Origin of the sequence: Rhodoferax sp. AJA081-3 (assembly GCF_017798165.1) — a bacterium.
Lineage (GTDB): Bacteria > Pseudomonadota > Gammaproteobacteria > Burkholderiales > Burkholderiaceae_C > Allorhodoferax.
Genome location: NZ_CP059068.1, coordinates 1,581,474 through 1,607,014, shown reverse-complemented (window position 1 = coordinate 1,607,014; position 25,541 = coordinate 1,581,474). Strand labels below are relative to the sequence as shown.

26 protein-coding genes are annotated in these 25,541 nt (G+C 58.2%); 22 read left to right on the top strand and 4 right to left on the bottom strand.

The genetic code is table 11. The features are described 5' to 3' along the window. Positions 1 to 2 precede the first annotated feature (2 nt). The 4 genes from HZ993_RS24330 to HZ993_RS07395 all read left to right on the top strand — a co-directional run bounded on the left by HZ993_RS24330 (position 3) and on the right by HZ993_RS07395 (position 3,136). Positions 3 to 1,400, top strand: coding sequence for a S49 family peptidase (locus HZ993_RS24330; protein WP_245213861.1), 1,398 nt, complete (start codon positions 3 to 5; stop codon positions 1,398 to 1,400). 18 nt (positions 1,401 to 1,418) lie between these two features. Beyond that, complete coding sequence (locus HZ993_RS07405; protein ID WP_209396598.1) at positions 1,419 to 1,799, top strand: head decoration protein; 381 nt, start codon at positions 1,419 to 1,421, stop codon at positions 1,797 to 1,799. Between the two features lie 36 nt (positions 1,800 to 1,835). Then, positions 1,836 to 2,840, top strand: a complete 1,005-nt coding sequence (locus HZ993_RS07400; protein WP_209396597.1) for a major capsid protein — start codon at positions 1,836 to 1,838, stop codon at positions 2,838 to 2,840. Between the two features lie 92 nt (positions 2,841 to 2,932). Continuing rightward, positions 2,933 to 3,136 carry a hypothetical protein gene (locus HZ993_RS07395; protein WP_245213860.1) on the top strand — a complete coding sequence of 68 codons (204 nt, stop codon included), beginning with the start codon at positions 2,933 to 2,935 and terminating at the stop codon, positions 3,134 to 3,136. A 21-nt stretch (positions 3,137 to 3,157) separates the two neighbouring features. Here HZ993_RS07395 and HZ993_RS07390 read toward each other — a convergent pair whose 3' ends face one another. After that, on the bottom strand, positions 3,158 to 3,793 hold the full coding sequence (locus HZ993_RS07390; RefSeq protein ID WP_209396595.1) for a plasmid pRiA4b ORF-3 family protein: 636 nt from the start codon (positions 3,791 to 3,793) through the stop codon (positions 3,158 to 3,160). 59 nt (positions 3,794 to 3,852) lie between these two features. Here HZ993_RS07390 and HZ993_RS07385 point away from each other — a divergent pair, with 59 nt between their 5' ends. The 18 genes from HZ993_RS07385 (at position 3,853) to HZ993_RS07300 (ending at position 21,231) form a co-directional block, all read left to right on the top strand. Beyond that, positions 3,853 to 4,296, top strand: a complete 444-nt coding sequence (locus HZ993_RS07385) for a hypothetical protein (RefSeq protein WP_245213859.1) — start codon at positions 3,853 to 3,855, stop codon at positions 4,294 to 4,296. Positions 4,297 to 4,299: 3 nt separating this feature from the next. Further along, the gene (locus HZ993_RS07380) at positions 4,300 to 4,515 is read left to right on the top strand and encodes a hypothetical protein (RefSeq protein ID WP_209396594.1); all 216 of its coding nucleotides are present in this window, start codon (positions 4,300 to 4,302) and stop codon (positions 4,513 to 4,515) included. After that, positions 4,512 to 5,264: a hypothetical protein gene (locus tag HZ993_RS07375; RefSeq protein WP_209396593.1), complete on the top strand. Its 753-nt coding sequence runs from the start codon at positions 4,512 to 4,514 to the stop codon at positions 5,262 to 5,264. Before HZ993_RS07380 ends, HZ993_RS07375 begins: the two co-directional genes overlap by 4 nt. A gap of 20 nt (positions 5,265 to 5,284) precedes the next feature. Beyond that, positions 5,285 to 5,701, top strand: a complete 417-nt coding sequence (locus HZ993_RS07370; protein ID WP_209396592.1) for a hypothetical protein — start codon at positions 5,285 to 5,287, stop codon at positions 5,699 to 5,701. Positions 5,702 to 5,742: 41 nt separating this feature from the next. Then, the gene (locus HZ993_RS07365; protein ID WP_245213858.1) at positions 5,743 to 5,898 is read left to right on the top strand and encodes a hypothetical protein; all 156 of its coding nucleotides are present in this window, start codon (positions 5,743 to 5,745) and stop codon (positions 5,896 to 5,898) included. Between the two features lie 5 nt (positions 5,899 to 5,903). Beyond that, positions 5,904 to 6,548 carry a DUF6441 family protein gene (locus HZ993_RS07360; protein WP_209396591.1) on the top strand — a complete coding sequence of 215 codons (645 nt, stop codon included), beginning with the start codon at positions 5,904 to 5,906 and terminating at the stop codon, positions 6,546 to 6,548. A 35-nt stretch (positions 6,549 to 6,583) separates the two neighbouring features. Then, complete coding sequence (locus HZ993_RS07355; protein WP_209396590.1) at positions 6,584 to 10,600, top strand: tape measure protein; 4,017 nt, start codon at positions 6,584 to 6,586, stop codon at positions 10,598 to 10,600. Between the two features lie 24 nt (positions 10,601 to 10,624). Beyond that, positions 10,625 to 11,068: a hypothetical protein gene (locus HZ993_RS07350; protein WP_245213857.1), complete on the top strand. Its 444-nt coding sequence runs from the start codon at positions 10,625 to 10,627 to the stop codon at positions 11,066 to 11,068. 19 nt (positions 11,069 to 11,087) lie between these two features. Beyond that, a complete protein-coding gene (locus HZ993_RS07345) occupies positions 11,088 to 14,651 on the top strand; it encodes a hypothetical protein (RefSeq protein ID WP_209396589.1) in 3,564 nt (1,187 codons plus the stop codon). Positions 14,652 to 14,688: 37 nt separating this feature from the next. Next, the gene (locus tag HZ993_RS07340; RefSeq protein ID WP_209396588.1) at positions 14,689 to 15,957 is read left to right on the top strand and encodes a hypothetical protein; all 1,269 of its coding nucleotides are present in this window, start codon (positions 14,689 to 14,691) and stop codon (positions 15,955 to 15,957) included. A 3-nt stretch (positions 15,958 to 15,960) separates the two neighbouring features. Beyond that, positions 15,961 to 17,028 (top strand): hypothetical protein, encoded by a 1,068-nt coding sequence (locus HZ993_RS07335; protein WP_209396587.1) that lies wholly within the window; start codon positions 15,961 to 15,963, stop codon positions 17,026 to 17,028. Then, the gene (locus HZ993_RS07330; protein ID WP_209396586.1) at positions 17,025 to 17,420 is read left to right on the top strand and encodes a hypothetical protein; all 396 of its coding nucleotides are present in this window, start codon (positions 17,025 to 17,027) and stop codon (positions 17,418 to 17,420) included. The genes HZ993_RS07335 and HZ993_RS07330 overlap by 4 nt, the downstream gene beginning before the upstream one ends. Before the next feature lie 17 nt (positions 17,421 to 17,437). Continuing rightward, the gene (locus HZ993_RS07325) at positions 17,438 to 19,330 is read left to right on the top strand and encodes a hypothetical protein (protein ID WP_209396585.1); all 1,893 of its coding nucleotides are present in this window, start codon (positions 17,438 to 17,440) and stop codon (positions 19,328 to 19,330) included. Next, entirely contained in the window at positions 19,323 to 19,544 is a 222-nt protein-coding gene (locus HZ993_RS07320) for a hypothetical protein (RefSeq protein ID WP_209396584.1), read from the top strand. Before HZ993_RS07325 ends, HZ993_RS07320 begins: the two co-directional genes overlap by 8 nt. 86 nt (positions 19,545 to 19,630) lie before the next feature. Continuing rightward, positions 19,631 to 19,924, top strand: a complete 294-nt coding sequence (locus tag HZ993_RS07315; RefSeq protein ID WP_209396583.1) for a DUF6127 family protein — start codon at positions 19,631 to 19,633, stop codon at positions 19,922 to 19,924. After that, the gene (locus tag HZ993_RS07310) at positions 19,921 to 20,397 is read left to right on the top strand and encodes a hypothetical protein (RefSeq protein ID WP_209396582.1); all 477 of its coding nucleotides are present in this window, start codon (positions 19,921 to 19,923) and stop codon (positions 20,395 to 20,397) included. Before HZ993_RS07315 ends, HZ993_RS07310 begins: the two co-directional genes overlap by 4 nt. After that, a complete protein-coding gene (locus HZ993_RS07305; protein ID WP_209396581.1) occupies positions 20,394 to 20,861 on the top strand; it encodes a lysozyme in 468 nt (155 codons plus the stop codon). The genes HZ993_RS07310 and HZ993_RS07305 overlap by 4 nt, the downstream gene beginning before the upstream one ends. Before the next feature lie 79 nt (positions 20,862 to 20,940). Then, the gene (locus tag HZ993_RS07300) at positions 20,941 to 21,231 is read left to right on the top strand and encodes a hypothetical protein (RefSeq protein WP_209396580.1); all 291 of its coding nucleotides are present in this window, start codon (positions 20,941 to 20,943) and stop codon (positions 21,229 to 21,231) included. A gap of 6 nt (positions 21,232 to 21,237) precedes the next feature. Here the strand turns inward: HZ993_RS07300 and HZ993_RS07295 are convergent, their stop codons facing one another. The 3 genes from HZ993_RS07295 to HZ993_RS07285 are packed head-to-tail and all read right to left on the bottom strand — an operon-like array spanning position 21,238 to position 25,540. Further along, complete coding sequence (locus HZ993_RS07295) at positions 21,238 to 22,185, bottom strand: COG2958 family protein (protein WP_209396579.1); 948 nt, start codon at positions 22,183 to 22,185, stop codon at positions 21,238 to 21,240. Between the two features lie 26 nt (positions 22,186 to 22,211). Beyond that, the gene (locus tag HZ993_RS07290; RefSeq protein ID WP_209396578.1) at positions 22,212 to 23,549 is read right to left on the bottom strand and encodes an McrC family protein; all 1,338 of its coding nucleotides are present in this window, start codon (positions 23,547 to 23,549) and stop codon (positions 22,212 to 22,214) included. Next, on the bottom strand, positions 23,546 to 25,540 hold the full coding sequence (locus HZ993_RS07285; protein ID WP_209396577.1) for an McrB family protein: 1,995 nt from the start codon (positions 25,538 to 25,540) through the stop codon (positions 23,546 to 23,548). The genes HZ993_RS07290 and HZ993_RS07285 overlap by 4 nt, the downstream gene beginning before the upstream one ends. Between the last annotated feature and the right edge of the window lies 1 nt (position 25,541).

Below are 25,541 nucleotides of genomic sequence, written 5' to 3'. Positions count from 1 at the left end.
CCATGTTGTTGCCACACCTGGCGTCTCGTTTGTACGGGACGCCGCTTCTGCTTGCGCGTACCAAACTCGACATCATTCTCTCGGTTCTGGGTTCTCGTATTGACTGGCCCATTCAGTCAGAACTGGCCTTGCCGCCGCCCCGTGCATCCCCTTCAGGTCAACATATGGCTGCCACTGGCATTGCGGTTGTCCCTGTGCACGGCTCGCTGGTGCGCCGGGCTATTGCGCTTGATGCTGCTTCCGGGTTGACGTCCTACGGCGACATTGCTGCGATGCTTGATGCGGCTGCGGCCGACCCGACGGTGTCTGGCATCTTGCTGGACATCGATTCTCCAGGTGGCGAGGCAGGTGGCGTGTTTGAGCTGGCACAGCGTATTCGCGCCGTTGATGCCATCAAGCCGGTCTGGGCGCTGGCGTGTGACTCGGCGTTTTCTGCAGCCTACGCCATTGCCTGCGCAGCATCCCGGGTGTTTGTCACGCAGACAGCTGGTGTTGGCTCCATTGGTGTCATTGCCATGCATGTGGACCAGTCGGTGCGCGATGCCCAAGAGGGGTACCGCTTCACGGCGGTGTCTGCTGGTGACTTCAAGAACGATCTGTCCCCGCATGAGCCTATCGACAAAGCAGCACTTGGCCGACTGCAAACCGAAGTGGATCGGCTCTATGGCTTGTTTGTAGACCACGTGGCATCTATGCGCGGGATGCAAGCAAAGGCCATACGCGATACGCAGGCCGGTTTGTTCTTCGGACCTGACGCGGTTCGCTCTGGCTTTGCGGATTCGCTGGCCAGTACCGAGCAGGTCGTATCCGAGTTCACCACCTACCTTGGCGCAAGAAACGTGAGAGGTGTGGCCTCCCGCGTGATCAGTGCCAAAGCCCTGGACGTTCAGTCCAGCGCCTCCCTTGTCCTCCAAACCAACTCCAAGGAGATTCGTATGAATCCAGAAACAGCAAATGACCCGGCGATCGCCGACCCTGACGACCCAACCGCTGAAGCTGATCAGGTGCGGCGCAAAGAAGCTGCACCGTCCGACACGACCGTGAAGTCTCCCTCGCCAACACCATCAGTGGCACCGTTGGCTCCGTTAGCGCCATTGACACCCACGGTAAATGACGTCGCCATTTCCGCAGCCGTCCATTCAGCCAAGGCTGAGGCCGTTGCCCAGGCTATTTCAATTGCCGAGCTATGCCAACTTGCCGGGCAAAGCAATCGCATCGCCACGTTTCTCACCCAAGGTCTTTCGGCAGCTCAGGTGCGCCAGACCCTGCTGGCCAGCCGTGCACAGAGCGAAGAGATCACCTCACTCATCGCCCCCGACGCAGCACCTAAGAGCGCGGGCGCTTCAGGCGACACCGGTGCCTTGATGGCAGCGGTCAAGAAACTCACTCAAAAGATTTAACTCGGAAGGATCCAAGCCATGAACGTCATCAATGAAGCCCTCAACCTGGGCGACCTCGTCAAGTACGAGCAAGACAGCCTCAACTACTCGCGCGATGTTGTGACGGTGGAGGCAGGCCAGAACCTACCACTGGGTTGCATCGTGGGCCGTGTGACAGCCACCGCCAAGGTCAAGCAACTCGACCCTGGAGCAGAGGATGGATCCCACTTTCCAGTGGGAATCCTGCTGGGTGCGGTGGATGCCACGCTCATCGACCGTGAAGACGCTTTGATCCTCGCCCGTCACGGCGTGGTCGCATCCAAAGCTGTCGTTTGGCCGGTGGAGATTTCCACCGATCAGCAGGCAGCCATCACCGCGCAGCTGGCGTCGCTTGGCATCTTGATTCGCCAATCCGCTTGATTGGCTTGATTTTTAACCTTGATCGGACACCTCACCATGAACAATCCATTCAACACCCCCGCGTTTTCGATGGCCGCACTCACTGCTGCCATCAACATCATCCCCAACCGTTACGGTCGCATGGAGGCCTTGAACCTTTTTCCAGTCAAGCCAGTACGCACCCGCCAGGTCATCGTGGAAGAGCAAAACGGTGTCCTGAACCTGCTGCCCACCATGCCTCCGGGCTCGCCCGGAACCGTGGGAACACGTGGCAAGCGCAAGGTGCGCTCCTTTGTGATTCCCCATATTCCCCATGACGATGTGGTCTTGCCGGAAGAAGTCCAGGGCATCCGGGCCTTCGGCTCTGAGACCGAGATGGAGAGCGTCGCAGGCGTTATGGCCCGCCACCTGGAGACCATGCGCAACAAGCACGCCATCACCCTCGAACATCTGCGCATGGGCGCCCTCAAGGGTGTGATCCTGGACGCTGACGGCTCGGTGATCTACGACCTGTACGACGAGTTTGGCATCTCGCCTGCGACCGTGCCTTTTGATCTGGGTAACGCCAATACCAACGTCAAGACCAAGTGCGCCGAGGTGCTACGCCATCTGGAGGACAACCTCAAAGGTGAATTCATGACTGGAATTCACGTGCTGTGCTCGCCTGAGTTTTTTGACGCGCTCACAGGGCACGCCAAGGTCGAGAAGGCTTACACCTATTGGCAGCAAGGCGCTGTGCTCATCAACGACATGCGCGCAGGCTTCACCTTTGGGGGTATCACCTTCGAGGAATACCGTGGTCAGGCAACCGACTTCAGCGGTGTATCGCGGCGCTTCATTGCCGCTGGTGAGGCGCACGCATTCCCCTTGGGCACGATTGACACCTTCAGCACCTACTTTGCACCGGCGGACTTTAACGAGACCGCCAACACGCTGGGGCAGGTTCTGTATGCCAAGCAGCAGCCGCGCAAGTTCGAGCGTGGTACGGATCTGCACACGCAGGCCAATCCGCTGCCCATGTGCCACCGTCCGGGCGTGTTGGTCAAGCTGACCGTGGCGTAACGCTCTGTCTGATGCTCAGCGTTGAGTTTCTCTACAGCGCGGCGGCCAACGCGGGAATGCTTCAGAAGGCCTTCTTGGAAAGCACGGAGGTCATGGTTGACTTCCGTGCACCCGATGAGGATGTACTTAGCGGCATGGGCGTCAGTCGGGACTATGCCATCCGGTATCCCCTGACCTGGCTCCCGTCTTTGGCTGCGGGTAACACACTGGAGATCTCTGGCCAGACCTATCGCGTGCGTGAAATCACGGCAATAGGCGATGGCTCGGAGCGTCGTGCGTCACTGAGCAAGCTGTAGGTCAAGATTGACCGTCGAATTTCATGCGCCGATTTTGATCCAGCCGTTCCAAAGCAGCCGGCCGATGGCGTTGTTGGCAGCTTGGCGATCAAAGCGTTCAGGATCAAAGTCCAGTCCGGCCCATTCCCGGGTCGCTTTGGTTTCTTCACCGTAGGGGTCGTTTTCCAGAGACTCCAGGAAGTCTTGGTATTGCCCCACGCCACCGGCGTCTTCGGGTGGACAGGCCCTGGCTCCGGCTTCAATCCAGACAGTGCGGGATTGGGCTCTCTTCTCGTCCAGGTCTTCGATGGATTCGACCGTGATGCGGTGAGCCCAGCTGTCCCCAAAGTCATACAGGTAGGTGCAGGTGTCACCTTCGCCGAGGACTTGGTTGAGTCGGAACTTTTTCTCGATCAAGACGGGATGGTCCTCATCCAGGAATTCCGGGTCAGGGGTGCCGTACTTGCGCTCCCGGATCTCGAACTCGTGCAAATGCGAGTTGGACCAGCCCATTGCTGCCTGCAAAACGTGGTGAAACGCATCCAGTCGTGCACGGCCATCAATGTGGATGCGCCGCCAGATGGTGGGACTGGTTTCTTCCAGTTCGACCAGGAGCGTGTAGCGGGTCGGTGACGACTGACTGCTGCGGTGAGGCTTCTTGGGTGCTGTGGTGGCCATGGTTCTTCTTCGTTGCGCTTTTTTTCAATTTTTCATTTTACGAATCGAGGCAATTTCTCATGAACGAATCTCTTCGCGAACGCATCATTCAGGCGGTGATGGCCTTGCTGGCACCCATTGCATTGGCCAATGGTGTCACCTTGATTCGCTCGCCGCCCAACGGGCTCACCCGTGAGCAGTCCCCCGCACTGCTGATCTTTCCGGAATCGGACACCGTGTCCCCGCGTGTCAACGACCGCGTCGAGCGCCAACTGGTGCTTCGTATCGTGGCGCTTTCGCGTGAAGCCGTGGGCAAAGCACCCGAGACCATCGCCGACGGTCTGCTGGTTGCAGCCCACGCGGCTCTGTTTGCCAATGCCAATTTGAGCGGGCTCTGCGTGGGTCTGCGAGAACTGGACTGTGAGTGGGATGTGGAGGATGCCGACGCGCTGATCGCCGCACTTCCCGCGCGCTACCAGTTCAGCTATCGAACCATGGCCCATGACCTTTCACTGATTGGATGACCCATGCCACAACTTGTTCTCTTGAAACCGCACACCCACGCAGGCAAAACTTTCCAGGTCGGTGAACGACTTGAGGTCGATGCACCAACGTTTGAGTGGCTGCTGTCACAGGGCATCACCCGACCAGATGTCCCGCCCCAAAAGTCTGTCTCCAGCACAGAGACAGCCGCAGTCAATCTGTCCCACCCTTCCAAACCCATCAAGGAACCCAAGCCATGAGCACCTATGCATCCTTCCAAGGCCGTGTCTACCTCGGCAAACGCGACGCCAATGGTGAACCCATCGAAGTCCGCTCGCCGGGCAACGTGGCCGAACTCAAACTCTCCCTCAAAACCGATGTGTTGGAGCACTACGAGAGCCAGACTGGCCAGCGTACGCTGGACCACCGCATGGTCAAGCAAAAGTCTGCCACGGTCAAACTGACCATTGAGGAATTCACCAAAGAAAACCTCGCCCTGGCGCTGTACGGCAACTTTGTGACGGGTGCTGCCGGTACCGTGACCGGCGAGCCGCTTGGCGGGGTGGCCCCCGTCATTGGGGACCGCTATTTTCTGGCACATCCCAAGGTCTCGACCTTGGTTGTTACGGATTCGGCCGCCACACCGGCAACCCTGGTGCTGGGTACGAACTACACCGCCGAAACTGACTTCGGTGCCATCCAGTTTTTGGAGGTCACCGGCTTTACGGCCCCGTTCAAGGCCAGCTACGGCTTTGGTGTGACCACCGAAATTGGAATTTTTACGCAACCGCTGCCAGAACGCTACTTGCGACTGGAAGGACTCAACACCGCGCAGGGCAACGCCAAGGTGCTGGTCGAGTTGTATCGCGTGGCCTTCGATCCTTTGAAGGAAATCTCGTTTATTTCGGATGACTACAACAAGTTCGAGATGGAAGGCTCTTTGTTGGCCGATGCCACCAAGCCCTTCGACGCGGCGCTGGGCCAATTTGGCCGAATCATTCAGTTGTAGCCAGAAAAGGGGAAATCACCATGACCGATCTGGAAAAACTCATCCCGCAGGCGCTTGAGTTGACTGTGAATGGCGAGACTCTGGCCATCAAACCGCTCAAGGTTGGCCAGATGCCGGCCTTTTTGCGAACGATTTCGCCGGTAATGCAGCACTTAAGCCGCACCGAGATCGACTGGCTCACCCTATTTGGCGAGCGTGGCGACGATCTGCTGTCCGCAATCGCCATTGCGGTGGGTAAACCGCGCCAGTGGGTCGATGAGCTGGCCGCCGACGAGGCCATTTTGTTGGCAGCCAAGGTGATTGAGGTGAATGCCGATTTTTTTACCCGGACGGTGATGCCCAAACTGGACGGTCTGTTCACGCAGGCCAAAAACCTCGCACCAGTGCCAGCCACGCCGACAGGCCCGGCATCTGGTTCGATGCCATCCAGCGCCTGATCGCCCACGGCCACCGTCTGCCCGACATTCTTGACTACACCTTGGCGCAAACGCGCGGTTTTCTCGATGCGATCAACCGGCAGGAGGCTGCATTTGAGGCGCGTTTGCTGTCCCTGATCGCGGTCGGAACCCGGGGTGACGCCAAAAACCTCGACCAGACCCTGGACCGACTCATCGAACACGCAAACCAAGCGTAAGGCACATGAAAATCTCCGTCCGTATCGATAGCGCCCTGGCGCAGGCGCAACTGCGCCGCTGGGGTGGGGAATACCGCGACAAGGTCAAAAAGGCGGTGGCACGCGCCATGCGTAGCGAAGCCACCGAGATCAAGGAGGCGGTTCGCGCCCAAGTGGCCTCCCAAATGTCGGTGGTCAAGAAATCCTTCCTCAAAGGCTTCAACGCCAAGGTGCTGGACCAGGACCCGAATCGCTTGCCTGCGTTGTATGTGGGCTCGAGGATTCCCTGGTCTGGCATGCACGAGCGTGGCGGATCCATCTCGGCCAAGATGCTGATTCCCTTGCATGGGCGGGTTGGGCGCAAGAAGTTCAGGGCGCAAATTGCTGAGCTCATGCGCGGTGGAAATGCGTATTTCATTAAAAATGCCAAGGGAAACATTGTGCTGATGGCCGAGAACATCAAAGAGCACGATCGTCCATTGGCCGGATTTAAGCGCCGTTACCGTAAAGCCGACGGTGTCAAACGTCTCAGACGTGGTGCGGACATTCCCATAGCCGTCCTTGTGCCCCGCGTAGTGCTCAAGAAGCGGCTCGACATCGAACGATTGGTCGCAAGGCGTATTCCCCGCTTGGCGGCTCAAATTGGCAAGCAAATCCAAACGATGGATTGATGCTTTGCCTTCACTGTCTTCAATTCTTCTGACTCATGGCCACCAACCGCATTTCCGTTCTTGTTGCCCTCGAAGGCGCTGATGACGGGCTCAAACGCGCCTTGAATTCAGCCCAGCAGAGCCTGGGTGATCTGGCCACAAATGCCAAGACCGCCGGACAGAAGGCCGCAGCCGGTCTGGCTGAGGTCAAAGCCGGGATGTCCGCGTTCGGCGACCAAGTCAATTCAGCCAAGACTCAACTGCTGGCCTTTCTGTCCATCAACTGGGCGGCAGGCAAGGTGCAAGAGATCGTCCAGATCGCCGATGCGTGGAACATGATGTCGGCCAGGTTGAAGCTGGCAACGATTGGTCACAATGAATTCGCCACGGCACAAAAGGCACTGTTCGACATTGCCCAGCGCATAGGTGTGCCCATTCAGGAGACCACCACCCTGTACGGCAAGTTGCAGCAAGCGGTGCGCATGTTGGGTGGTGAGCAAAAGGATGCGCTAACCATTACCGAGAGCATCTCGCAGGCCCTGCGGCTCTCCGGTGCGTCGGCCACAGAAGCCCAGTCCTCGCTCCTGCAGTTTGGTCAGGCCCTGGCCTCTGGCGTGCTGCGCGGCGAAGAATTCAACTCCGTTGTCGAAAACAGCCCTCGCTTGGCGCAGGCCCTGGCCGACGGTTTGAATGTGCCCATTGGTCGCCTGCGCAAACTCGCCGAAGAGGGGCGACTGACCGCTGACGTGGTGGTAAATGCACTCCTGTCGCAAAAGGACAAGCTGGCAGCTGAGTACACCCAATTGCCCCAAACGGTAAGCCAAGCCTTTCAGCGTCTGCAAAACGCCTTCGGCCAGTGGGTTGCCCAAGTCGATGCGTCAACCGGCATCACCAAGAAGCTGGCAGACGCGATGACGTGGCTTGCCACCAATTTGCAAACAGTGATGCAGTGGCTGAAAACCATCGCTGAAGTGGGCTTGTCGGTCCTGATTTACCGATTGATTCCGGCGCTCATCACCGCGTGGCAAACCGCAGGCGCAGCAGCCGTGACGGCAGCCACCGCCACCTCGGCAGCCTGGGCCACAGCGAATCTGTCGGTCACAGCCGCCGTGCAAAGTTTGGGTTTACTCAAAACTGCCTTCGCTGTGCTTGGAGCCTTTGTGGTGGGCTGGGAGATTGGCACCTGGTTGTCCGAGAAATTTGAGATCGTCCGCAAGGCAGGCATCTTCATGGTCGAGATCCTGGTCAAGGCCATTGAGCAATTGCAGTACCGCTGGGAGGCGTTTGCAGCCATCTTCACCAACGACACGATCGATGCTGCCACCAAGCGCCACGAGGCGCGTTTGGCAGAGATGAATCAGATCTTTGCTGCGATGTATGCCGATGCCATCAAGGGCTCTGACGCCGCCAAGGGAGCGATGACCACGGTGGCCAACACGGCAGAGGAAATTGCTCGGCGACTTGAAGCTGTCCGCCAAGGTACTCAGGAAGCCGTCGGACGTGGTGTTGAAGCGGTCCATGCAGCGGTCGAAAAACTCAAATCGCGTTTGGGTGAAGTCGAGCAGGCGGTATCCAAAGCCAACGGGGTCGTTACAGATGCGACCGCCAAAATGGCCGAGGCCTACAAGGGACTCACCGGCGTGGTGGAGGCTAACCTCCAAAAGCAGGTGGATGCCATCAAGGCAAGATACCAGCAAGAGCAAACCGCACTGGATTTGTCCAAGGCATCTGAGGCGACCCAGATCGCCAAATCAACCCAGTTGTTGACCGATGCACTGACCCAGCAGACCACGCTGCGCCGCCAGGCCACCACGGACACACTCAAACTCATTGATGAGGAGTCTGCGGCCCGCATTGCGGCGGCGGCCCGTCAGGGTTTGACCGAGGCGGAGCGCAGCGCCAACGTCACCCGGGTAGAAAACGAGATTCTGGCCACCAAGCGCCAGACCATGACGCAGGCGGCCGCCGAGTACACGGCGCACATCAACGCTTTGAACGCCGAGGCCAACCGGCACTTGGCGGAAATCCAGCGCATCGAAGAGGCCAAACGCCAACTCACCATGACGACGGAGGAGCGCATTCGCGATATCCGTCGCCAGGGTATGACCGAGTTTGAGGCTACCGAAGACCGCAAACGTCAGGTCGTTGAGTTGCAAACCAAGGCGCGTGAGGCGCTGGCCAACGGTGAGTTTGAGCAGGCACGCCAATTCGCGCAAAAAGCCATGGACTTGGCTGCCCAGGTGGCCAGTACCCAGACCTCGGAGGCCAAGAAGGCGGAAGAAGCCAAGAAACAGTCCGAAAGTGCCCACTCCCAAGTTGTAGCCTTGGAAGCGCAGGCGCGCGAGGCCTCCCGCAAGCAGGAGTACGCCACCGCTGAAAACCTCATGCGCCAGGCCGAGCAGTTGCGCGCTGAACTGGCGCAAAAGACCAAAGAGTCAGATGCTGCCATCACCCAGGGCAAAGAAGGTGTTAACCGGTCCATCCAAGACATCCGTGAGTCCGAGGAAATCCTAAACAAAACTCTGGATGCACAAGCCCAGGCCCATCAAAAGGCAGCCCAGGCAGCGGTGTCCGCTCGTGAGCAGGTCAAGCAGACTTTGAGCGATACCGAAGCGCAGATTGACCAGATCACCAACAAGCTCAAAGAGGGTCTGAAGATCACGCTGGACGCCGATACCAGCCGTTTCGATAAGGCGATCGCTGACTTGGACAAGGCTCTGGCCGAGAAGGAGCGACTCCTTCCTATCAAAGCCGATCTGGAGCAGGCGCAAAAGCAGTTGCAGGATTTCGAGCAGTTACTCAAGGAAGGCAAAACCCTGCCAGTGGGAGCGGACGTGACCCAGGCCAAACAGGCCTTGGACAAGCTGACTGCTTATGCTAAAGAAAACTCGTTGCTGGAGTTGCGGGTCACTACTGAAAATGCCCAGGCATCCATCACCAACGTGGAGGGAATGATCAAAGCGCTGGACCGTATTCGCACGGAGTCCCAACACAGCGTGAGCACCAATGCAGACGCTGCAAAAGGACAGATTCAGAGCCTCAACGGCATGAATACGTCCAGCACCCACACGATCTATGTGACCAAGGTTGAAACCAATGCTACGGGCGGACTGGCGGGTGCGGGAATCGGCCGCTTTGCCGATGGTGGTTCCGTTTCTTCACCACTTGGCGCAGCGTTTACCCGCATGAGTGGTGGATCGGTGCCCGGCTCGGGAGACCAAGACACGGTGCCACGCACGCTGGAGGCAGGCGCTTTTGTGTTGCGCAAGGCGGCAGTGCGTAAATACGGCAGCAATATCCTGTCAAAACTTGCCAATGGTGTTGCACGGTTTGCCACGGGCGGTTCGGTGACACCCACGGGGCCCGCCCCCATCAAGCACAACCGTGATGCGTTCGAGGCGCAAAAGATGATTGAGCTGGGCTTGCAAGGCATGCGCGAGTACACCTCGTGGCTCAGAGGCCACTATGGGGCGTCGCTGAGTATCGACATGGAGTGGCAAACCATGAAGTATTACGGCCAGCAGGCTGCAACCGACCGCCAGACGCTCGAATCGCTGCCCAAACGGGCGCAGCTCACTGCGAATGAAAAGCAAAAACTGGACGCGATCAAACAGACCTGGCGCAACGCGATGGCGCAGCCGCTGGTGTACGGCAAGGATCTGGAGCGCGACCTGATGGACTACATGGAGCAACACCAGGGTGAGTTTTTTCGGGGCGGTGGGATAGCCAAGTCCGACAGTGTTCCTGCGATGCTGACCCCCGGCGAGTATGTTGTCAATCGAACAGCGGTATCCAAATTTGGCGCTGGCTTCTTTGAGTCACTGAACAACCTCTCCATGCCTGCACAGACACTGGCCAAGGGGGTTCAGGGATTCGCTACAGGTGGTTTGGTCAGCGGCGCTATGGCCAGAGGCGGCATTGATCGGCCAGTGCTCGACGCAGCAACCGGCCCCACGCGCACGGTGCGGGTGGAGCTTGCCGCCAATGGGCGCAAGGTGAACGCCCAGATCGACGAGCGTGACGAAGGTCGCTTGTTGCAGTTGCTGCAAAGCGCCCAAATGCGGGCGGCATGAGGCGAGCGGCATGAAGCGCGCTGCTTGAACGCTTCCATTTCACTCAACCGTTTTTTCATCATGCTACTGACCAACCTCTCGGACGGGGTATCCCTGTTCCTGCCTGACGATCTCCTGTGGAGTGACGAGCACAGCTGGAGTCCCGCTGTGTCCTCCGTGTCCTACCTGCTAAATGGTGCACTGCTGGTGCAGTCCGCCTTGCGCCAGGCTGGGCGTCCGATCACCTTGGTTGGTGCCGTAGACATGGCCTGGATCACGCGCGCCGTGCTGGGCCAGTTGCATGCATGGGCAGGAGTTCCTCTGTCCGCGAATGCCGGTCGCTTTACTTTGACGCTGGCCGATGGGCGAGCTTTCCCGGTTGCCTTTCGCCATGGTGAGACGGCGATCGAGTCCGAACCTGTGACGGGCTTTCCCGCACGGCTGGACTCTGACTTCTATCGCATCACCGTGCGGCTGATGCAACTCTGAAAAATCTGGAGCAAACAAAATGGCAATTTTGACGGGCGACATCAAGTTGGTCGCCTCCCAAGTGATGCTCGATGTTCCCGAGGGTGGCGGCGCGCCTACTTCCAAGGTCATCCTGGACGCGACCAGTAACGCGATCTTTCCGGACATCTCCGAGTTGGATCGCTCGGGTGGCCGGGTCAATCTGCGCAAAGTGCATGTGAGTGTGCAGACCCCAGACACCGACACCTACCTAGGCTGCAACGTCATCGTGGCCGATCCGCCCAGTGATCCGAACGTGAGTGTCACGTTGTTCAGCACCAAGGAGATTTTTGATCGGCGCGACTCGGCCAAGAAACGCGTAGAGGCCTATCTGGCCCCTGGCCCAGCCTGGGGCGGCTTCCTGTTCGAGAACCACATCATCGGCCAGCGCTCCATCCAGCTTTTTCAAATGCCTAACAGCACGGCTCCGGAAGTCGGCCACACGCTGCTGATTGTGCAAAACGAGGGCTTGAGTACCGAAAAACTCCAGTACGTGCGGGTAACGCGTACCGCCTCCGTGCTGCGTACCTTCATCAAGGACAACGGGCAGGAATACAAGGCCTTGATCGTCACTGCCGATCTGAGCGATGCGCTGCGCTACGACTTCATTGGCTCACCACCCAGCGAATTCTTCCGCAAAACGCCTGCGTCCGCACTGGTGCGCGACACCACGGTGGCCGATGCTGCACAGTACTTTGGCGTCGTTCCACTGACCGATGCAGTGACCATGGGAAGTCTGAGTGCCAAGGCAAAGTCCATCTTCACGCAGCTGGTGCCCAGTGCGCAGACGGAAATTCCCGTCATCGATGCCAACGCCGCCGGTGAATACGACACGGTGGTGGATGCCTCCAATGGCTTTGTGAGCATCACTACCTCCATTGGTTTCAGTCCGAACGTCGCGCTGTACTTTGGCAACCCGGTGTTTCCCGGCACCCTCAACATTGCCTATTCAGGTGGTGCTCTGACCGATGCTTCGGGCGACCTGCTACAGGGCACGACCGTGATTGGTACGGTGGACTATGCGCGCGGAACCGCAACCTTGGCCCCATCCTCTCCGTCCATTGGCGGCACCAAGACAATTACCTACAAGGCCGCTGGCGCGCCACTGCAGTTGGCGGACTCGGCAGGCATCTTTGTTTCACAAGAAACACGCGCCTACAACTACATCCAGACCATCAGTCCGCCCCCTGCGCCCGCCACAACCCGGGTGAGCTACCGATCCAACGGGAAGTGGTACGACTTGCGCGACAACGGTGGAGGCAAACTGGTGGGGGCCGACGTGGCGTTCGGTGCAGGAACCGTAAGTTACGTCACCGGCACCGTGGCGGTCACCTTGGGTGCACTCCCCGATGTCGGTGGTGAAATCATCCTGAACTGGGGCTCCCGGGTGAATTACATCAACCGCGCTGCTGCCAGTCTGCCTCCACTCAAGATTCCACTCCAACTGGCGCAAACAGGAATCACGCCGGGCACGGTGGTGATCACCTGGAATGACGGGACCGCCCGCACGGCTTCAGACGATGGCAAGGGAAACATCTCCGGTAGCGCCACCGGCACCATTCGGTATCAAACGGGATTGATCCAGCTGCAGCCAACGCTGTTGCCAGCGGGAGGCCAGATCTACACCGTGGACTACGCCTTCGGGCCACCCGATGTGCAGGAGTATCCTGCGCCGCTGCGTGATATCAATGGTGAGGTGCCGTTGACGCTGAGCAAGGCAAATTTGCGGCCCAACACCGTGGAGGTCACCTGGAACCTTCTGTACAACCCGTATGACCCGGTCACCATGACGGCGTTTCCACCGCGCGACCCCTACAAGACGGTACGCGACGATGGTCTGGGGCGGCTGCGGGACACCCTCGGTGCGGACCACGGCACCGTGAACTACACCACTGGGATTCTCAGTTTGAAGACTGAAACCACGGTAGGGATGCCCCGGGCTCAGTACGCATGGGTTTCTCTTGGGAATTCGCCGCAGGGCTTTGCCATGCGACGGTGGCTTTTTCAGGGATGGGAGTACTACCCGGTCGGTGCCAATATGCCTAACGACGAGTCAGCGCATGTGAGCGTGAAGTACCGCACCATGGATGCAGATTCCTCAATCAGTGCCCCAATTGCCACGGGAGCACTCAAATTTGACCTGACAAACCAATATTCCGAGAACATCGTTCCGGGCAGTGTCAACTTCACTATGGGCGGCAAGACCTACTTTGACCGCGCTGGCAATCTTTACTACAACCTGGACGTTGCCACGGGCAATGCCACCAAGGCGGGAACGCTCAACTACCAGTCGGGCGAAGTGACCCTGGATGCTTGGACCACCGGAGCCAGTTCGGCAGTGTCAGTCAAATCGATGTTGACCTCCATGGATGGTCATCCAGTGGATGAGGTGACGTTTCGCGCGCCCGTGGCTCCGCTGCGCACCGGGTCTGTTCAAGTGCTGGCCACGCGCTTGGCCGGTGGATTGGTCAATGTTTCGGCCAATACGTCTGGCGATTTCGTCGGGGTCGATGTCTCTGGCCATGTGGACTATGAGACGGGCGTGGTTCGGCTGCGCTTTGGCGCGTATGTGGTGGCCGCTGGTAATGAGACACAAGTTTGGTACTCGGCCGCTGGGGTTGGAACGGATGGCAAGATCTTCAAACCCGCTCCCGTGTTTGCCGACACCATTCGCTTCAACGCAGTAGGGTTCACTTACCTGCCATTGGATGCGGACATCCTCGGACTCGACCCGGTCCGCCTGCCACAGGACGGGAAAGTGTCGATCTTTCGACCCGGTGGTTTTGCCGTTTTGGGTCACACCGCCAGCATCACTGCAACGGTCTCCAATGGCCAGGTGATCAACTGTGCTCGGGTGCGCCTGAGCCGGGTCCGAGTGATTGGTGCGGATGGCAATGTCATCAATACTGGCTACACCGCAGACCTGGAGGCTGGCACGGTGACGTTCACGTCGGTCAGCGGCTACGTGCAGCCCGTGGTGGTGGAGCACCGGATTGAGGACATGGTCCAGGTCTCCGATGTCCAGATCAATGGCCAACTGGCGTTCACCCGCCAGGTGACCCACGCCTATCCGTTTCCTGGCAGCTTTATCTCCAGCGCGCTGGTGGCGCAAGACTTGAAGGCCCGGGTGTCCGTGTTCTTTGACCAAGCCACCTGGGACTCGGTGACCTATGCCGATGCGGTGACTGGATCGGTTGCGCCGGGCACCTACAACGATGTCTTGGCACCCCTGATCGTGACCAACAACGGGGCGGTGACCGAGAAATGGGCTCTGCGCTTTACCAACACCACCACCTTTGAAGTGATTGGTGAGCACGTCGGCACGATCTCCAACGGGAACATCACTACCGACACATCTCCGATCAACCCCGCAACAGGCAGCCCGTATTTCACGATCAAGGGCATTGGCTGGGGCAGCGGTTGGGCGGTGGGCAATGTGCTGCGCTTTAACACCGTAGGTGCGCTGTTTCCGGTCTGGATTGTCCGCACGATTCAGCAAGGCCCTGAAAGCGTCATCAATGACAAATTCACCATCCTCGTCCGTGGTGACGTGGACCGCCCCTGATTTAAGCCTTTCATAGTTTCAATTTCGAGGAATCAGAATGACAACGATTGCAGTAAAGCACTACAACTTTGGCATGCAGGGTGCCCCTCAACTGGCAAACGCATGGGGTGACATGACTGCGCTCCTGGACGCGGTCCTGGTGGACGGCTTCAACCTGCGCACCATCGACACCTTGACCTTCGCCGACGGAATCGCTACCGCCCGAGTCAACGCCGGGCATTTGTACCTGGTCGATCAGGTGGTGTTGATTGAGGGCGCAAATCAGACCGAGTACAACGGCGAGGTGCGGGTTCTGAGCACGACTTCGCTGGAGTTCACTTTTGCCGTGGTCGGCACGCCAGTCACACCGGCCACCGGCTCACTCAGCGTCAAGGTGGCACCGCTGAATTTTGAGAAGGCGTTCAGTGCCGCCAACAAGCGGGTTTATCGCAGCAAGAACATACTGAGCAATCGCCCGTTCCTGCGCGTGGATAACTCGTTGGATCCGTCCTACACCACGACTTACGCCAAGAAGGCCAAGGTCTTGATGGCTGAGAACATGTCGGATATCGACACAGTGGTGGGTGCGCAGGCACCGTTTGATCCCAATCGGCCCCTTCAAAACACAGTTGGTACTGGCACTGGCGGTGGTGCCGTCGACGGTTGGTACAAGTGGTACCACTCCCGGCTTGACCAGAACAGTTCGGAAAGTGCGGGGGGTACCGGTGGCAACAAGAATTGGGTACTCATTGGTGACGACCGGGGCTTCTACTTGTTCAACGAATGGCAGGTGAGTGTTTATGGCCGTGCAGGCTACTTCTTTACCGACTTCGCCAGCTTCCGTCAGGGTGATGCGTACAACACGCTGCTCACGGCCACAGACTCATATATCGCTGCAAGCTCCAACATGGGCTACAACGGCGTTGACTACCAGAGCTACTGCAACCGGTCCTTGGACTTCACGGGCAAGGTGCTTATGCGCGACCACATGCAAGTGGGGGGCTACATCCGGGCGGGATTCTTGGCGCTCAACACCAACAACGCCCAGCAGATTACCGGGTACAGCAATGGTGTCCCTTGGCCCAACGGCCCCGACTACGGTTTGATTCTGCATCCGGTGTACCTGCGCCATGAGTCACCTGGCCACCTGCGCGGCAAGATGCCAGGCATCTTCTGGGTGCATAACGACAGTCCGATGGCCGACCTCAATGTGGTCAGCGGCGTAGTCGGCTACCCCGGTCGCAAGTTCCTGATCGTCTGCAACAGCTACAGCACGGCAGGTCAAGTGGCGCGCTACGCGTTTGACATCACTGGCCCTTGGTGGTGAAACATGGCACTGGTTTTAGATGAGACCTTTGCCACGGCGATTCCTGCCAATTTCGCAACACCCTGGGCGCAGGCGGGAACACTGACAGCCACCTACAACCCAACCGCCCAAGCGGTGGATTTGAGCAACAGTGCGGCTGGTCAGTGCATTTGGGACATCACCTCGACGCCGTTGACTGTTGCGGGAGAGATGGAGCTTGATCTGGAGTGGGTGGCAGACCTTTCGGGCCCCAACAACTACCGCCACGCCGGAGCTTGGGCGGTCGCTGGACAAGCCGTTGGAAGCAATGGCTTTCGGTTTGGGCACTACCAAGCGGACTGGCGATTGGGCCGCTGGGATGGAACCTGGTGGGCTGGAAATACTGGCGAGACCATCGTGCAGCAGGGTGCAGCGGACACCTTCAATGTCTTGGGTGATCGCCGACTACTCAATCTGCGCTGGGACATGAGGGCCGGTGCAGGTATGTCCAGGCTTTCGGTCGAGGCACGTATTGATGGTGTTTTGCGTTTGGTCACTGCGTCCACCTTTCCCTCTTTGCGGCCAGGCGTCTTCATTTACCAGTCAACGGTGCGCCTGCACAGCATCAAGGTGTGGGATGCGCCGTTGACCCCTTTGGGCGTTTTGGGCTTTCAAGGGCTCCAACCCACCCAAGGCAGAGGGGTCTATACGGTGCCAGAAGCAACACCTTCAGGGATCACTTCATCCCGGATGACCGGTGGAATTGGCAGACTTGACAGCAGCGTTCCGCTGGCAAGGATCAAGGGCGGCGCGGTGGGTTACTACCGGGGGCAAGAGTTGTGGCGTCGCAATATGTACCTGGGTGGGAACGGCCGAATCGTCGGCAGCGTGGCCATCAAGGGTTCACCCAATACACCAGTGCAGCGCCGCGTGCGTCTCTTTAATGAAAAAACCGGGATGCTGGTGCGTGAAGTTTTCAGCGATCCGGTGACCGGGGCCTACGAGTTTCTGTACGTCAGCATGGACCACAAATACACGGTCGTGACCTTTGATTACGACAACAACTACCGGGCGGTCGTGGCAGACAACATCAGCGCGGAGTTTGCGCCATGACCCTGTCCGTGTCCTTTGATCTGAAGAACGCCAGGCTCAGCGCCGTTGTCGCCTTTCTTGACACAGGTGCCGGTGTAGCCCGGGTGCGAATTTACCCGGGTGTGCGAGTCTTGGTAGGTGCTGCTCCCAATGGGGGCTTTCTGGCGGAGTTGCCCCTGCAGAAACCCAGTGGCTCGGTACTCGACGGCTTGCTGACCCTGGTACCCGGTGATCCAGTGCTGAACGCCAATAGTGGCGTGGCGGCATGGGCTCGAGTGGTCAATGGCAATGGCGAGACTGCCTTTGACTGCGATGTCTCGGACACCACCGGGACCGGCGAAATCAAGATTCAGAACACGGTGCTGTTCGAAGGGGGCGAAACTCGCATGGTCAGCGGCACCCTTGGAGGGTAAATCCTGGAGGGAGAAGCATGGCATCCGTTGACCTGTTCTTTGAGCGCACGCCTGCTGCGGGTCCGCCTTGGACGCTGTTGTTTGGTGATCTGCTGGGTGAGGCTCCGGCCAGAACACTGGAGTTTGCTGGCCAGTTTGCAGAACTGAGCTTTGCTGGTCGCGCCAGTTCCATCATTCCGTGCAACTTGGTGATTGTCTTTCCGGAGATGACCTTTGCGTCCAGTGCCTTGTATCAGAGCAAAACGCAACGACCCACCGTAGCCAAGGTGGGGGTGCCGTGGTCAAAGAGTGCGACCGCGAAGGAGTTTGGAGCTACGGGGCAGCACACGGTGGCAAATCGTCAGCCATTGGGGACGCAGGATAACTGGACCTCTGCAGATCGGTCTTTGTTAGGTGTGTCCGCTGCCCAGTATTCGGCGCTCGGGCATGACACGCGAACCTTGGCAGCCTTTGAAGTCGCCTTGCACAAAGGTCCCGAGCCGAGTTGCCTGCCATTTCAGGGCGGTGATCCAGCAGTGCGTCTGCGCATCAAGAGCGCCTTTCAGGTCGCAGCCAGGTTGGGCGCATCGCGGGTGCGGGACTTCTTCAATGCGGGTGTCAAAACCCCATCCGTGTTGCAGGGTCGGTGGAACGCAGCCGCCGGGTATCGATTCGGCGCACTGAGCGGTGCCGGACGGGCATTGAGAGGCAATAGAGGTTGGCAACTGGGACACCAGGATGGATGGCGGCCCAGGGCGGGCCGCTGGGTGGCAACCGTACCCACAACGCCGCCGGTGCGGGACCCTTGCTACTTGCCTGACACCCATTTGCTGTTCGACGCTACATGGGCGATGGACACCGGTTTGATTTTTATCTGCGAACGAAACGCAACACCTCTGCCAACCGGCGAGACGGTGGTGGTGCCCATACGGAGGATTTACATGGTTGTTAACAATGCCAGTCTGCACCGCGTGGACGGTAATATTCTGCTGCCTACTTTTAGCATGACCGTCGGTCTGGATGTGGACTCCTGGACCTGGAGCTTCAGCGCGGCTTTGCCCGGTCGTGCCTTGGCCGATCTGGAGCCTGCTGGCAATGGCTCGCCAGTTGAGGTTGAGGCGGTCATCAATGGCACGACGTTTCGCTCCTTGGTGGAGAGCATTGAGAGAACCCGCGAGTTTGGTAGCAACAATTTGCGAGTTTCGGGGCGCGGCAAGACGGCGTTGCTGGATGCTCCCTATGCGCCGACGCTCAGTTTCACAAACAGTCAGGGTCGAACTGCGCAGCAGCTCATGGGAGATGTGTTGACCTTCAACGGCGTGCCACTGGGCTGGGAGGTGCAGTGGGGACTGGTTGATTGGTCAATCCCTGCAGGCGTATTCAATCACCAGGGTTCGTACATCGGAGCGCTCAACAAAATCGCAGCCTCGGCCGGTGGCTACGTGCAACCGCATGCATCAAGCCAGATCGTCAAGGTCCTTCCGCGCTATCCCACCGTACCGTGGGAGTGGGACACGGTGACTCCCGACTTTCAGCTGCCTGCCGACGTCACCTCGCGGGAGTCCTTTCGTTGGATCGAAAAGCCAGCCTACAACCGGGTGTTTGTCTCCGGGCAGGAAGTGGGAGTGCTCGGACAGGTGACCCGAACTGGCACCGCTGGAGAAATCCTGGCTCCGATGGTGGTGGATGCCCTGGTCACCAACGCCACGGCGGCACGCCAGCGTGGCATTGCTCTTTTGGCGGATACGGGACGCCAAATCGAAGTGAGTTTGCGCCTGCCGGTGTTGGCTGAGACAGGAATCATTGTTCCGGGTGCCTTCGTGGATTACCAGGATGGCAGTGTTTCCCGGCGTGGCCTCGTTCGATCCACACAAGTTGAAGCCGGATTGCCGGAGGTTTGGCAAACCCTGGGAGTGCAGACCTATGCATAACCTGTATCAGCAGTTTCGTGCGTTGCTGCCAGACCCGCCATTGCAGGTAGGCACTGTCATCGCGGTAAGCGGGGGAGTTGTCACCCTGCAGATGCCCGGTGGTGGGCTCCTGAAAGCGCGTGGCGACGCGTTTGTGGGTCAGAAGGTCTTTGTGCGCGATGCGGTAGTGGAAGCCATCGCACCGAACCTGACTCTGGAAATCATTGACATCTAAAACGCAACTGGTATTTCGTAGTTAACCCTGAGACCCGCCAATGCAACCTTGCATTGCGCGGGTTTCGCATTTCTGGAGCATGAAAAATGGAAACGACACAGATTGAGAGACGTCGCATGGTTACGCTTCCACAGGAAGAGTTTGAGGCTGTGCTGGAACGCGCTGCAGAGCGCGGCGCGCTGAATGCCTTGCACGAGGTTGGGCTTGATGGTGAGGACGCAGCACGCGACATTCGTGCGCTGCGCAATCTGCTCGATGCTTGGCGTGAAGCGCGCATGACCGCATGGCGAACGGTCGTGAAAGCAGTCACTACTGGCCTGCTGCTGGCCTTGGTGGCGGGTGCAGTAATCAAATTCAAAGTTTTCGGGGGTGGCCAATGATCGAGACGCTTCTGGGCGGATTGCTAGGTGGCGTGTTCCGATTGGCACCCGAAATTCTCAAATGGATGGACCGTAATGGCGAGCGCGGCCACGAACTGGCGATGCAGGACAAAGCACTGGAGTTCGAAAAGATTCGTGGTGCCCAGCGCATGTCAGAGATTGGGGCCGGCGCGGATGCAGCCTGGAACACCGGTGCCATCGACGCATTGCGCGATGCTGTGCGTACTCAGGGCGAGAAAACGGGAGTGCAATGGGCCGATGCCTTGTCTGCAAGCGTCCGCCCGGTAATCACGTACTGGTTCATGGCACTGTACTGCGCCGCCAAGACTGCCGCGTTCATGGCGGCTGTCACCGCTGGTGCAGGCTGGGGTACAGCGATCCTGCATGCTTGGACAGAAGCGGACCAGGCGCTGTGGGCTGGCGTGCTGAACTTCTGGTTCCTCGGTCGCGTGTTCGATCGGGCGCGGTCGTGATCAAAGTGCCAAAAATGGCCATCGAACTGGCTAAGCGCTTCGAGGGGTTCGAGCGCCGGGTGAAGCGTGGGATTGATATCTCCGCAATTCCCTACATCTGCCCTGCGGGCTTCTGGACGATTGGGTACGGCCACCTCTGCGACCCGAAGCATCCACCGATTACGGAGGCAGAAGCCGAGGTCCATCTGGCGCGTGATCTGCAGACGGCATTGGCGGCGACGCTGCGCTACTGCCCAGTACTGGCCACCGAGTCGGAGGGGCGGCTCGCGGCCATCGTCGACTTCACTTTCAACCTCGGCGCGGGGCGGCTGCAGACATCAACGCTGCGTCGAAGGGTTAACCAGCGGGATTGGACCGCAGCTAGTCAGGAACTGCGACGGTGGGTCTATGGCGGCGGAAGAGTGCTATCGGGACTTGTCACTCGGCGGGAGGCAGAGGCCACTTGGCTGCTTCGCAACACCTGAACCAGAAACGTCCGGAAGAGCTTGGCTTCATCCCCGAAAAGCGCGTTCATGTCATCCACGCCAACAAGGAGCATTAACAATGAGTAACCGATTCAAGCGCGCCGTCATTGACGACGTGACCGCGCGCAACATCGACACCAGCCAGCAAGACTACCTGCTAGATCTATTCGAGTCGGCCATGAAGTCGGTAGCCACCACGCTGGTGCGCGAGGCCAAATTCGACACGTCGGATTTCGCCACAGCCCAAATGCGGGACTGCGATGGTTTTGTACTACACGTGAGCCGGGTTCGCACCGACTCACGTACCGGGTGGATTGGGGTGTTTCAACGCGGCGAACAGCACCTCGATGTCGTTGGCCATCTTGAGTGAAGATCTTCAGTCCGTAGTTTCTGGCACATCCCAATCGGCCAGTCTTGCTTCGCCGGTTTGATAGAACTGCTTCACCAGCTTTACGTATTCCAGATAATCCCTGTTTTCCGTGGCCAGTCGATTGGCCATGTCCCAATCGATCTCGTCTCGCTCGCGGGCCGGAATCAAGACCTGACTTTCTGCCGGGTTGTCGGCATCCAATTTAATCAGGCCGATGCCGTGCGCAGCGAACAGCATTCGCAATTCCTTCAGCGTGTCCTGGCCCTCAATCTCTGCAGCGACCAGATAGCCGAAGTTAGCCCACGACGAGTTGGAAACCGCCTGGAAAAAACACTCGCGCACATTTGACCGGTTGATCAGCAACTTGGCCTCGAACGACCACAACTTGGTGCGCTTGTCGGAATACTGATTCACGCAGTCCCGCACCTCCTGGTGCCACTCCGCGCCCAAGTCCTCCATCCCGACCACGTCCGGGTACAGCCACCGGTTGCCGTTCGGCCCGCGCTTGTTCGATGAGCGCTTCTCATCGATGCGTTTCGAGTAGACGCCAAACTCTTCCCACAGATACAGCGAGAGCAGCGGGTACATCGCGTGCTCTCCCTGCGATTTACCATTTGCGTCTGCCGCAGGCACGGCAATCACGCTCTCAACGGCAGCCACTTCCGCGACGTCAGACATTGTCGAGTAGTAGTACTTGCGCGGCCGCCCCTCGGTTGTTTTCAGCTCTGGGTTCCGTTTCTGCAAGCGAGGTCGCTGAGAGCTGATCTCCGCAACCAGTTGTTGCACCAAGTCGGCATCAGTTTTGATGTAATCGCCTCGGCTATTGGATCTTTTTTCTTGGCATTCTGCAGGATAGGTTTCAAAAATCCACTCGGCGATCTGTCGAGCAGAGAACTTGTGTTCTGGATGCGTGGCCAGGTAATCCACCACCACTTTGCCGAGGTTAAGTGCCATCTATGTATTCCTCATATTCATTGCTCTCAAGCCGGAACAGCGTTCAAGCTGTCGGCTCGGGCTTTGTTTGAATTGTCATGAATGAAAGTGGTGTCGAATGCTGGCGAATCTGGAAGCATGAGCTGGCGCTTCGTGAGACAAAACGGCAGCACCCAAAGCCGCATCCCATTCGCCTTCGTAAATTCGAAGACAGGCAGCGGCTCGGTGAATGTGTCCGTCTTTGGGTAGATCAATACGATGTCCCCAGTGCCGTCCAGGTAGTGGTGACCATAGGCGTAAAGCTGGTAAAAGTCGGCCTGGCTGAGCTGATACTTCTCGCGTCCGTTCTTCTTCGCCGTATCCAACAGCTTCCACTTCGTATCCAGGACCAAGCGCGTGGTTTGCTTCTGCTTTACCAACAGATCGGGCTTCAAGCGGAACCATCGCTGATCGTCGTGCGCAACGAGGTGCTGGCTACTTGCCTGTGCCTTCAGGACGAAGTCTTCGCGTAACTGCTTCACCAAGTGCTTCTCGACATAAGCCTCGAACAACGCCTCCATAGGAAAAAGCAGTGACGGGGCATGGTGCTTTCCCATACCGGAGATTGGGCTGAGACCCTGCAGGATTAGCTTCGCCCAGTCCAGTGCGGACTCGTAGTAGCCCATGCCGCGATCTAGCCTGATCCGCTGAATGTCTAGGGCGACATCTACTGACAGAGGAACATCCGCGAAGACAAAACCAAGTTCGCGTGCGACACGCTGGCTCTCCTGAGATCGACACAGAGTGAGCACTTGGCGAAGCGCCGTGTGAATCAGTCGGTTCTCTGCGCGGTCCTGCGAAAACTCGTCATGCTCGGTGAAAAACCGGTCTCGCCTGACCAAATTCTGGGAAATCTGCCTTGCCACCAACAACCGGCCACGAAGTGCGAAGAGGTTGTCCTGTCGCGCGACATAGTCACTGCGAAGTCCGCGCTTAACCAGCGAACCGACGGCAAACAGGAACTCCTGGATGAAAACCTCCAATAGAGGCATGCGTTCAGCGACCAAATCTGCGTTGGCTGTCTTGATATGCCGAAAACCGGCCAGGCACTTCAACATCGAGATGAGGAGTGCGCGCGCCTCCTCAGGCGATGTATTCCTTCCGGTTTTTGGCAGTACCTCGATCTGAAAACCGCAAGGGGCGCGAATTACACCAACATAGCTAGTGACCTGAATTGCCCTTTGACCGTTCAGTCGAGTCGGCTTAAGCCAGCCAGGGGCATCTTCATCATTTCTCAGGGACTGCGTGTCCAACCATGCGAATACACGCTTGGGCACAGCAAGCCCGACCGCTCCGGCCTTTGCTTCGACCACCTTGTCGAACTCAAAGATCGTCAGGGAATTCATCCGGCGGTCACGGCAGGTTTGGCGGCATAAATGCCGACATACGCGTCTGGCTCATCAAGAGCAGCGGCGTTCAACTGGTAGCGAGAACGAATAGCATATTGATCCAGCTCGTGCTCACGGCCGAAGAGCGCCAGCAGATCCTCCTCGCGGCCGATTTCATGCACGAACTGATGCTCCTGCTTCGGTTTCTGGTTATCGCCAAGGACCAGTCGAATCTTCTGCCAGTCCTCGAAAAAGTATTCCTCCAGGAGCGGAATGATCTTGTTCCTGAAAACGGTCTTCAGCTCGCTGAAACGAGCTTCATCTTTCAGGTCTTTGATGCGCGTGAAGTAGGCATGCCCCACCGTGTGGTCTCGGTCGTACAGTGCCTCAATCCGCTTGTTCAGCATTGTCAGCAACTGCTCGATGTTGATGTCCACGCCGTTGTGGGTAACGATGGAGCCTGCCAGAACCGAGGGCTTGGGCATTGACTCAATGAACTCGAAGCGACGGCGAAGCGCGGTGTCAACCAGCGCCAACGATCGGTCTGCCGTGTTCATCGTCCCGATCACATCAACGTTCGAAGGCACGCTGAAACTCTCTGCGGAATACGGCAGCGTTACGGCGACGGGATACTTCGCACCCTCGCGCTTGTCTACTTCTACGAGTGTGATGAGCTCGCCGAAAATCTTGCTGATGTTTCCGCGATTGATCTCGTCAATCACCATCGCGTACTGCCGCGATGGGTTCCTGCGTGCCCGGTCACACAGCCTCAAAAAGGCGCCTGGTTTGATTTCGTAACGCACCTCACCATCCGACGCAGCGGCTGTCTCACTCTCCACCGCGCGCTTCTTGCCGCGCTTGATGATCACGGGGCGCAGGCCCTCGACAAACTCCTCGTACCCGTAGGACTGATGAAATGTGACGAACTCGTAGCGCTCGCCGTACTCTCCATCGGTGTATTCAGACACGAGCAGGGCTTGTAGGTCGAATGTCTTACCGGTACCGGGCGGGCCGTAGTAGATGACATTCTTTGGGGGCTTGTCACTTTTGGGTTCGTCTTCAATGTCGTAGTCGTCGGGCCAGTAGCCGTTGCGTCCAGAGCGTGCACCAAGTTTGGATGGCCAACTGCCTTCGTCCTTGTCGGCTGCCTCGAAGAGCTGGACAAGCTCGCTAGTGAGATCGGTAGAGTTCAGATCATCCAGTCCGGCAAAGGCAGACCAACTCACTCGAATGCCATCCTTGCGCAAGAACAGCCATCCGACAGGCCCACCTTTGATAGCCCCCTTTTCCTTGCGTCCGAAGCGCAGTTGGCTGTTGGTGGCCCGGGTGAACCACCAGTCCAGCCCCATGTCGTTCACTGCGCGGGCAAGTCGGCCGAACAACTCTGTCGTCGTTGCGGTCCACAGCGGCTGCCGATCAACAAAGTCCTCGTGCCCCTGGAAGTGGAGCAGCAAAGTCTCCTGGTCTTGCCCTGCAGAAAGACCCAGTTGATCGGCAACGTCGTCGTAGGTCAGTTTGAAGTTCTTAATCGATTCGACGCTCCAATCGACCAGTGCGGTGAAGTCCAGTGCGAGCCCCTCGTCAGCCGACTTGATAGCCACGATGGGCGAGGATGTGTATGGCCCTCGAATCTGCTCATACTTCTTTCGCAAGACGGCGTCGTCAACCTTGATATCCACGAGGTCAATCTTGACGACAAAACCGAGGTCAGCTTCGATGCCAACGGTGTAGGCCAGCCCCTCGGGTGCATTGTTCGAAGGGTAAATCCGCGCCCAGTTGTATGGGATGAACTTCTTCTGCCACTGATCAGTCGGCTTGCGAACAGTCTTGGTCCACCCGCCCTTGAACAGTTGCTGTTGCAGCGCCTCGGCCCAATTCTTGGTGACGTCGTAGGCTTTCCCCAGCTCCTCATAGACGCGCTGCTGTTCCGGGTTAGTCTTGTCGTAGACCGTCCCTTTCCATTTGTTCAGCAACTTGAAATGGTCGTTGTTGAAATAGTTCTGTGCCATC

Coding starts and splice junctions, on each gene's coding strand:
- HZ993_RS07400 (WP_209396597.1), top strand. CDS start 1,836: ATGAACAATCCATTCAACACCCCCGCGTTTTCGATGGCCGCACTCACT.
- HZ993_RS07405 (WP_209396598.1), top strand. CDS start 1,419: ATGAACGTCATCAATGAAGCCCTCAACCTGGGCGACCTCGTCAAGTAC.
- HZ993_RS07285 (WP_209396577.1), bottom strand. CDS start 25,540: ATGGCACAGAACTATTTCAACAACGACCATTTCAAGTTGCTGAACAAA.
- HZ993_RS07395 (WP_245213860.1), top strand. CDS start 2,933: ATGGTTGACTTCCGTGCACCCGATGAGGATGTACTTAGCGGCATGGGC.
- HZ993_RS07300 (WP_209396580.1), top strand. CDS start 20,941: ATGAGTAACCGATTCAAGCGCGCCGTCATTGACGACGTGACCGCGCGC.
- HZ993_RS07370 (WP_209396592.1), top strand. CDS start 5,285: ATGACCGATCTGGAAAAACTCATCCCGCAGGCGCTTGAGTTGACTGTG.
- HZ993_RS07335 (WP_209396587.1), top strand. CDS start 15,961: ATGGCACTGGTTTTAGATGAGACCTTTGCCACGGCGATTCCTGCCAAT.
- HZ993_RS07315 (WP_209396583.1), top strand. CDS start 19,631: ATGGAAACGACACAGATTGAGAGACGTCGCATGGTTACGCTTCCACAG.
- HZ993_RS07360 (WP_209396591.1), top strand. CDS start 5,904: ATGAAAATCTCCGTCCGTATCGATAGCGCCCTGGCGCAGGCGCAACTG.
- HZ993_RS07340 (WP_209396588.1), top strand. CDS start 14,689: ATGACAACGATTGCAGTAAAGCACTACAACTTTGGCATGCAGGGTGCC.
- HZ993_RS07330 (WP_209396586.1), top strand. CDS start 17,025: ATGACCCTGTCCGTGTCCTTTGATCTGAAGAACGCCAGGCTCAGCGCC.
- HZ993_RS07390 (WP_209396595.1), bottom strand. CDS start 3,793: ATGGCCACCACAGCACCCAAGAAGCCTCACCGCAGCAGTCAGTCGTCA.
- HZ993_RS07310 (WP_209396582.1), top strand. CDS start 19,921: ATGATCGAGACGCTTCTGGGCGGATTGCTAGGTGGCGTGTTCCGATTG.
- HZ993_RS07325 (WP_209396585.1), top strand. CDS start 17,438: ATGGCATCCGTTGACCTGTTCTTTGAGCGCACGCCTGCTGCGGGTCCG.
- HZ993_RS07345 (WP_209396589.1), top strand. CDS start 11,088: ATGGCAATTTTGACGGGCGACATCAAGTTGGTCGCCTCCCAAGTGATG.
- HZ993_RS07290 (WP_209396578.1), bottom strand. CDS start 23,549: ATGAATTCCCTGACGATCTTTGAGTTCGACAAGGTGGTCGAAGCAAAG.
- HZ993_RS07375 (WP_209396593.1), top strand. CDS start 4,512: ATGAGCACCTATGCATCCTTCCAAGGCCGTGTCTACCTCGGCAAACGC.
- HZ993_RS07295 (WP_209396579.1), bottom strand. CDS start 22,185: ATGGCACTTAACCTCGGCAAAGTGGTGGTGGATTACCTGGCCACGCAT.
- HZ993_RS07380 (WP_209396594.1), top strand. CDS start 4,300: ATGCCACAACTTGTTCTCTTGAAACCGCACACCCACGCAGGCAAAACT.
- HZ993_RS24330 (WP_245213861.1), top strand. CDS start 3: ATGTTGTTGCCACACCTGGCGTCTCGTTTGTACGGGACGCCGCTTCTG.
- HZ993_RS07320 (WP_209396584.1), top strand. CDS start 19,323: ATGCATAACCTGTATCAGCAGTTTCGTGCGTTGCTGCCAGACCCGCCA.
- HZ993_RS07355 (WP_209396590.1), top strand. CDS start 6,584: ATGGCCACCAACCGCATTTCCGTTCTTGTTGCCCTCGAAGGCGCTGAT.
- HZ993_RS07385 (WP_245213859.1), top strand. CDS start 3,853: ATGAACGAATCTCTTCGCGAACGCATCATTCAGGCGGTGATGGCCTTG.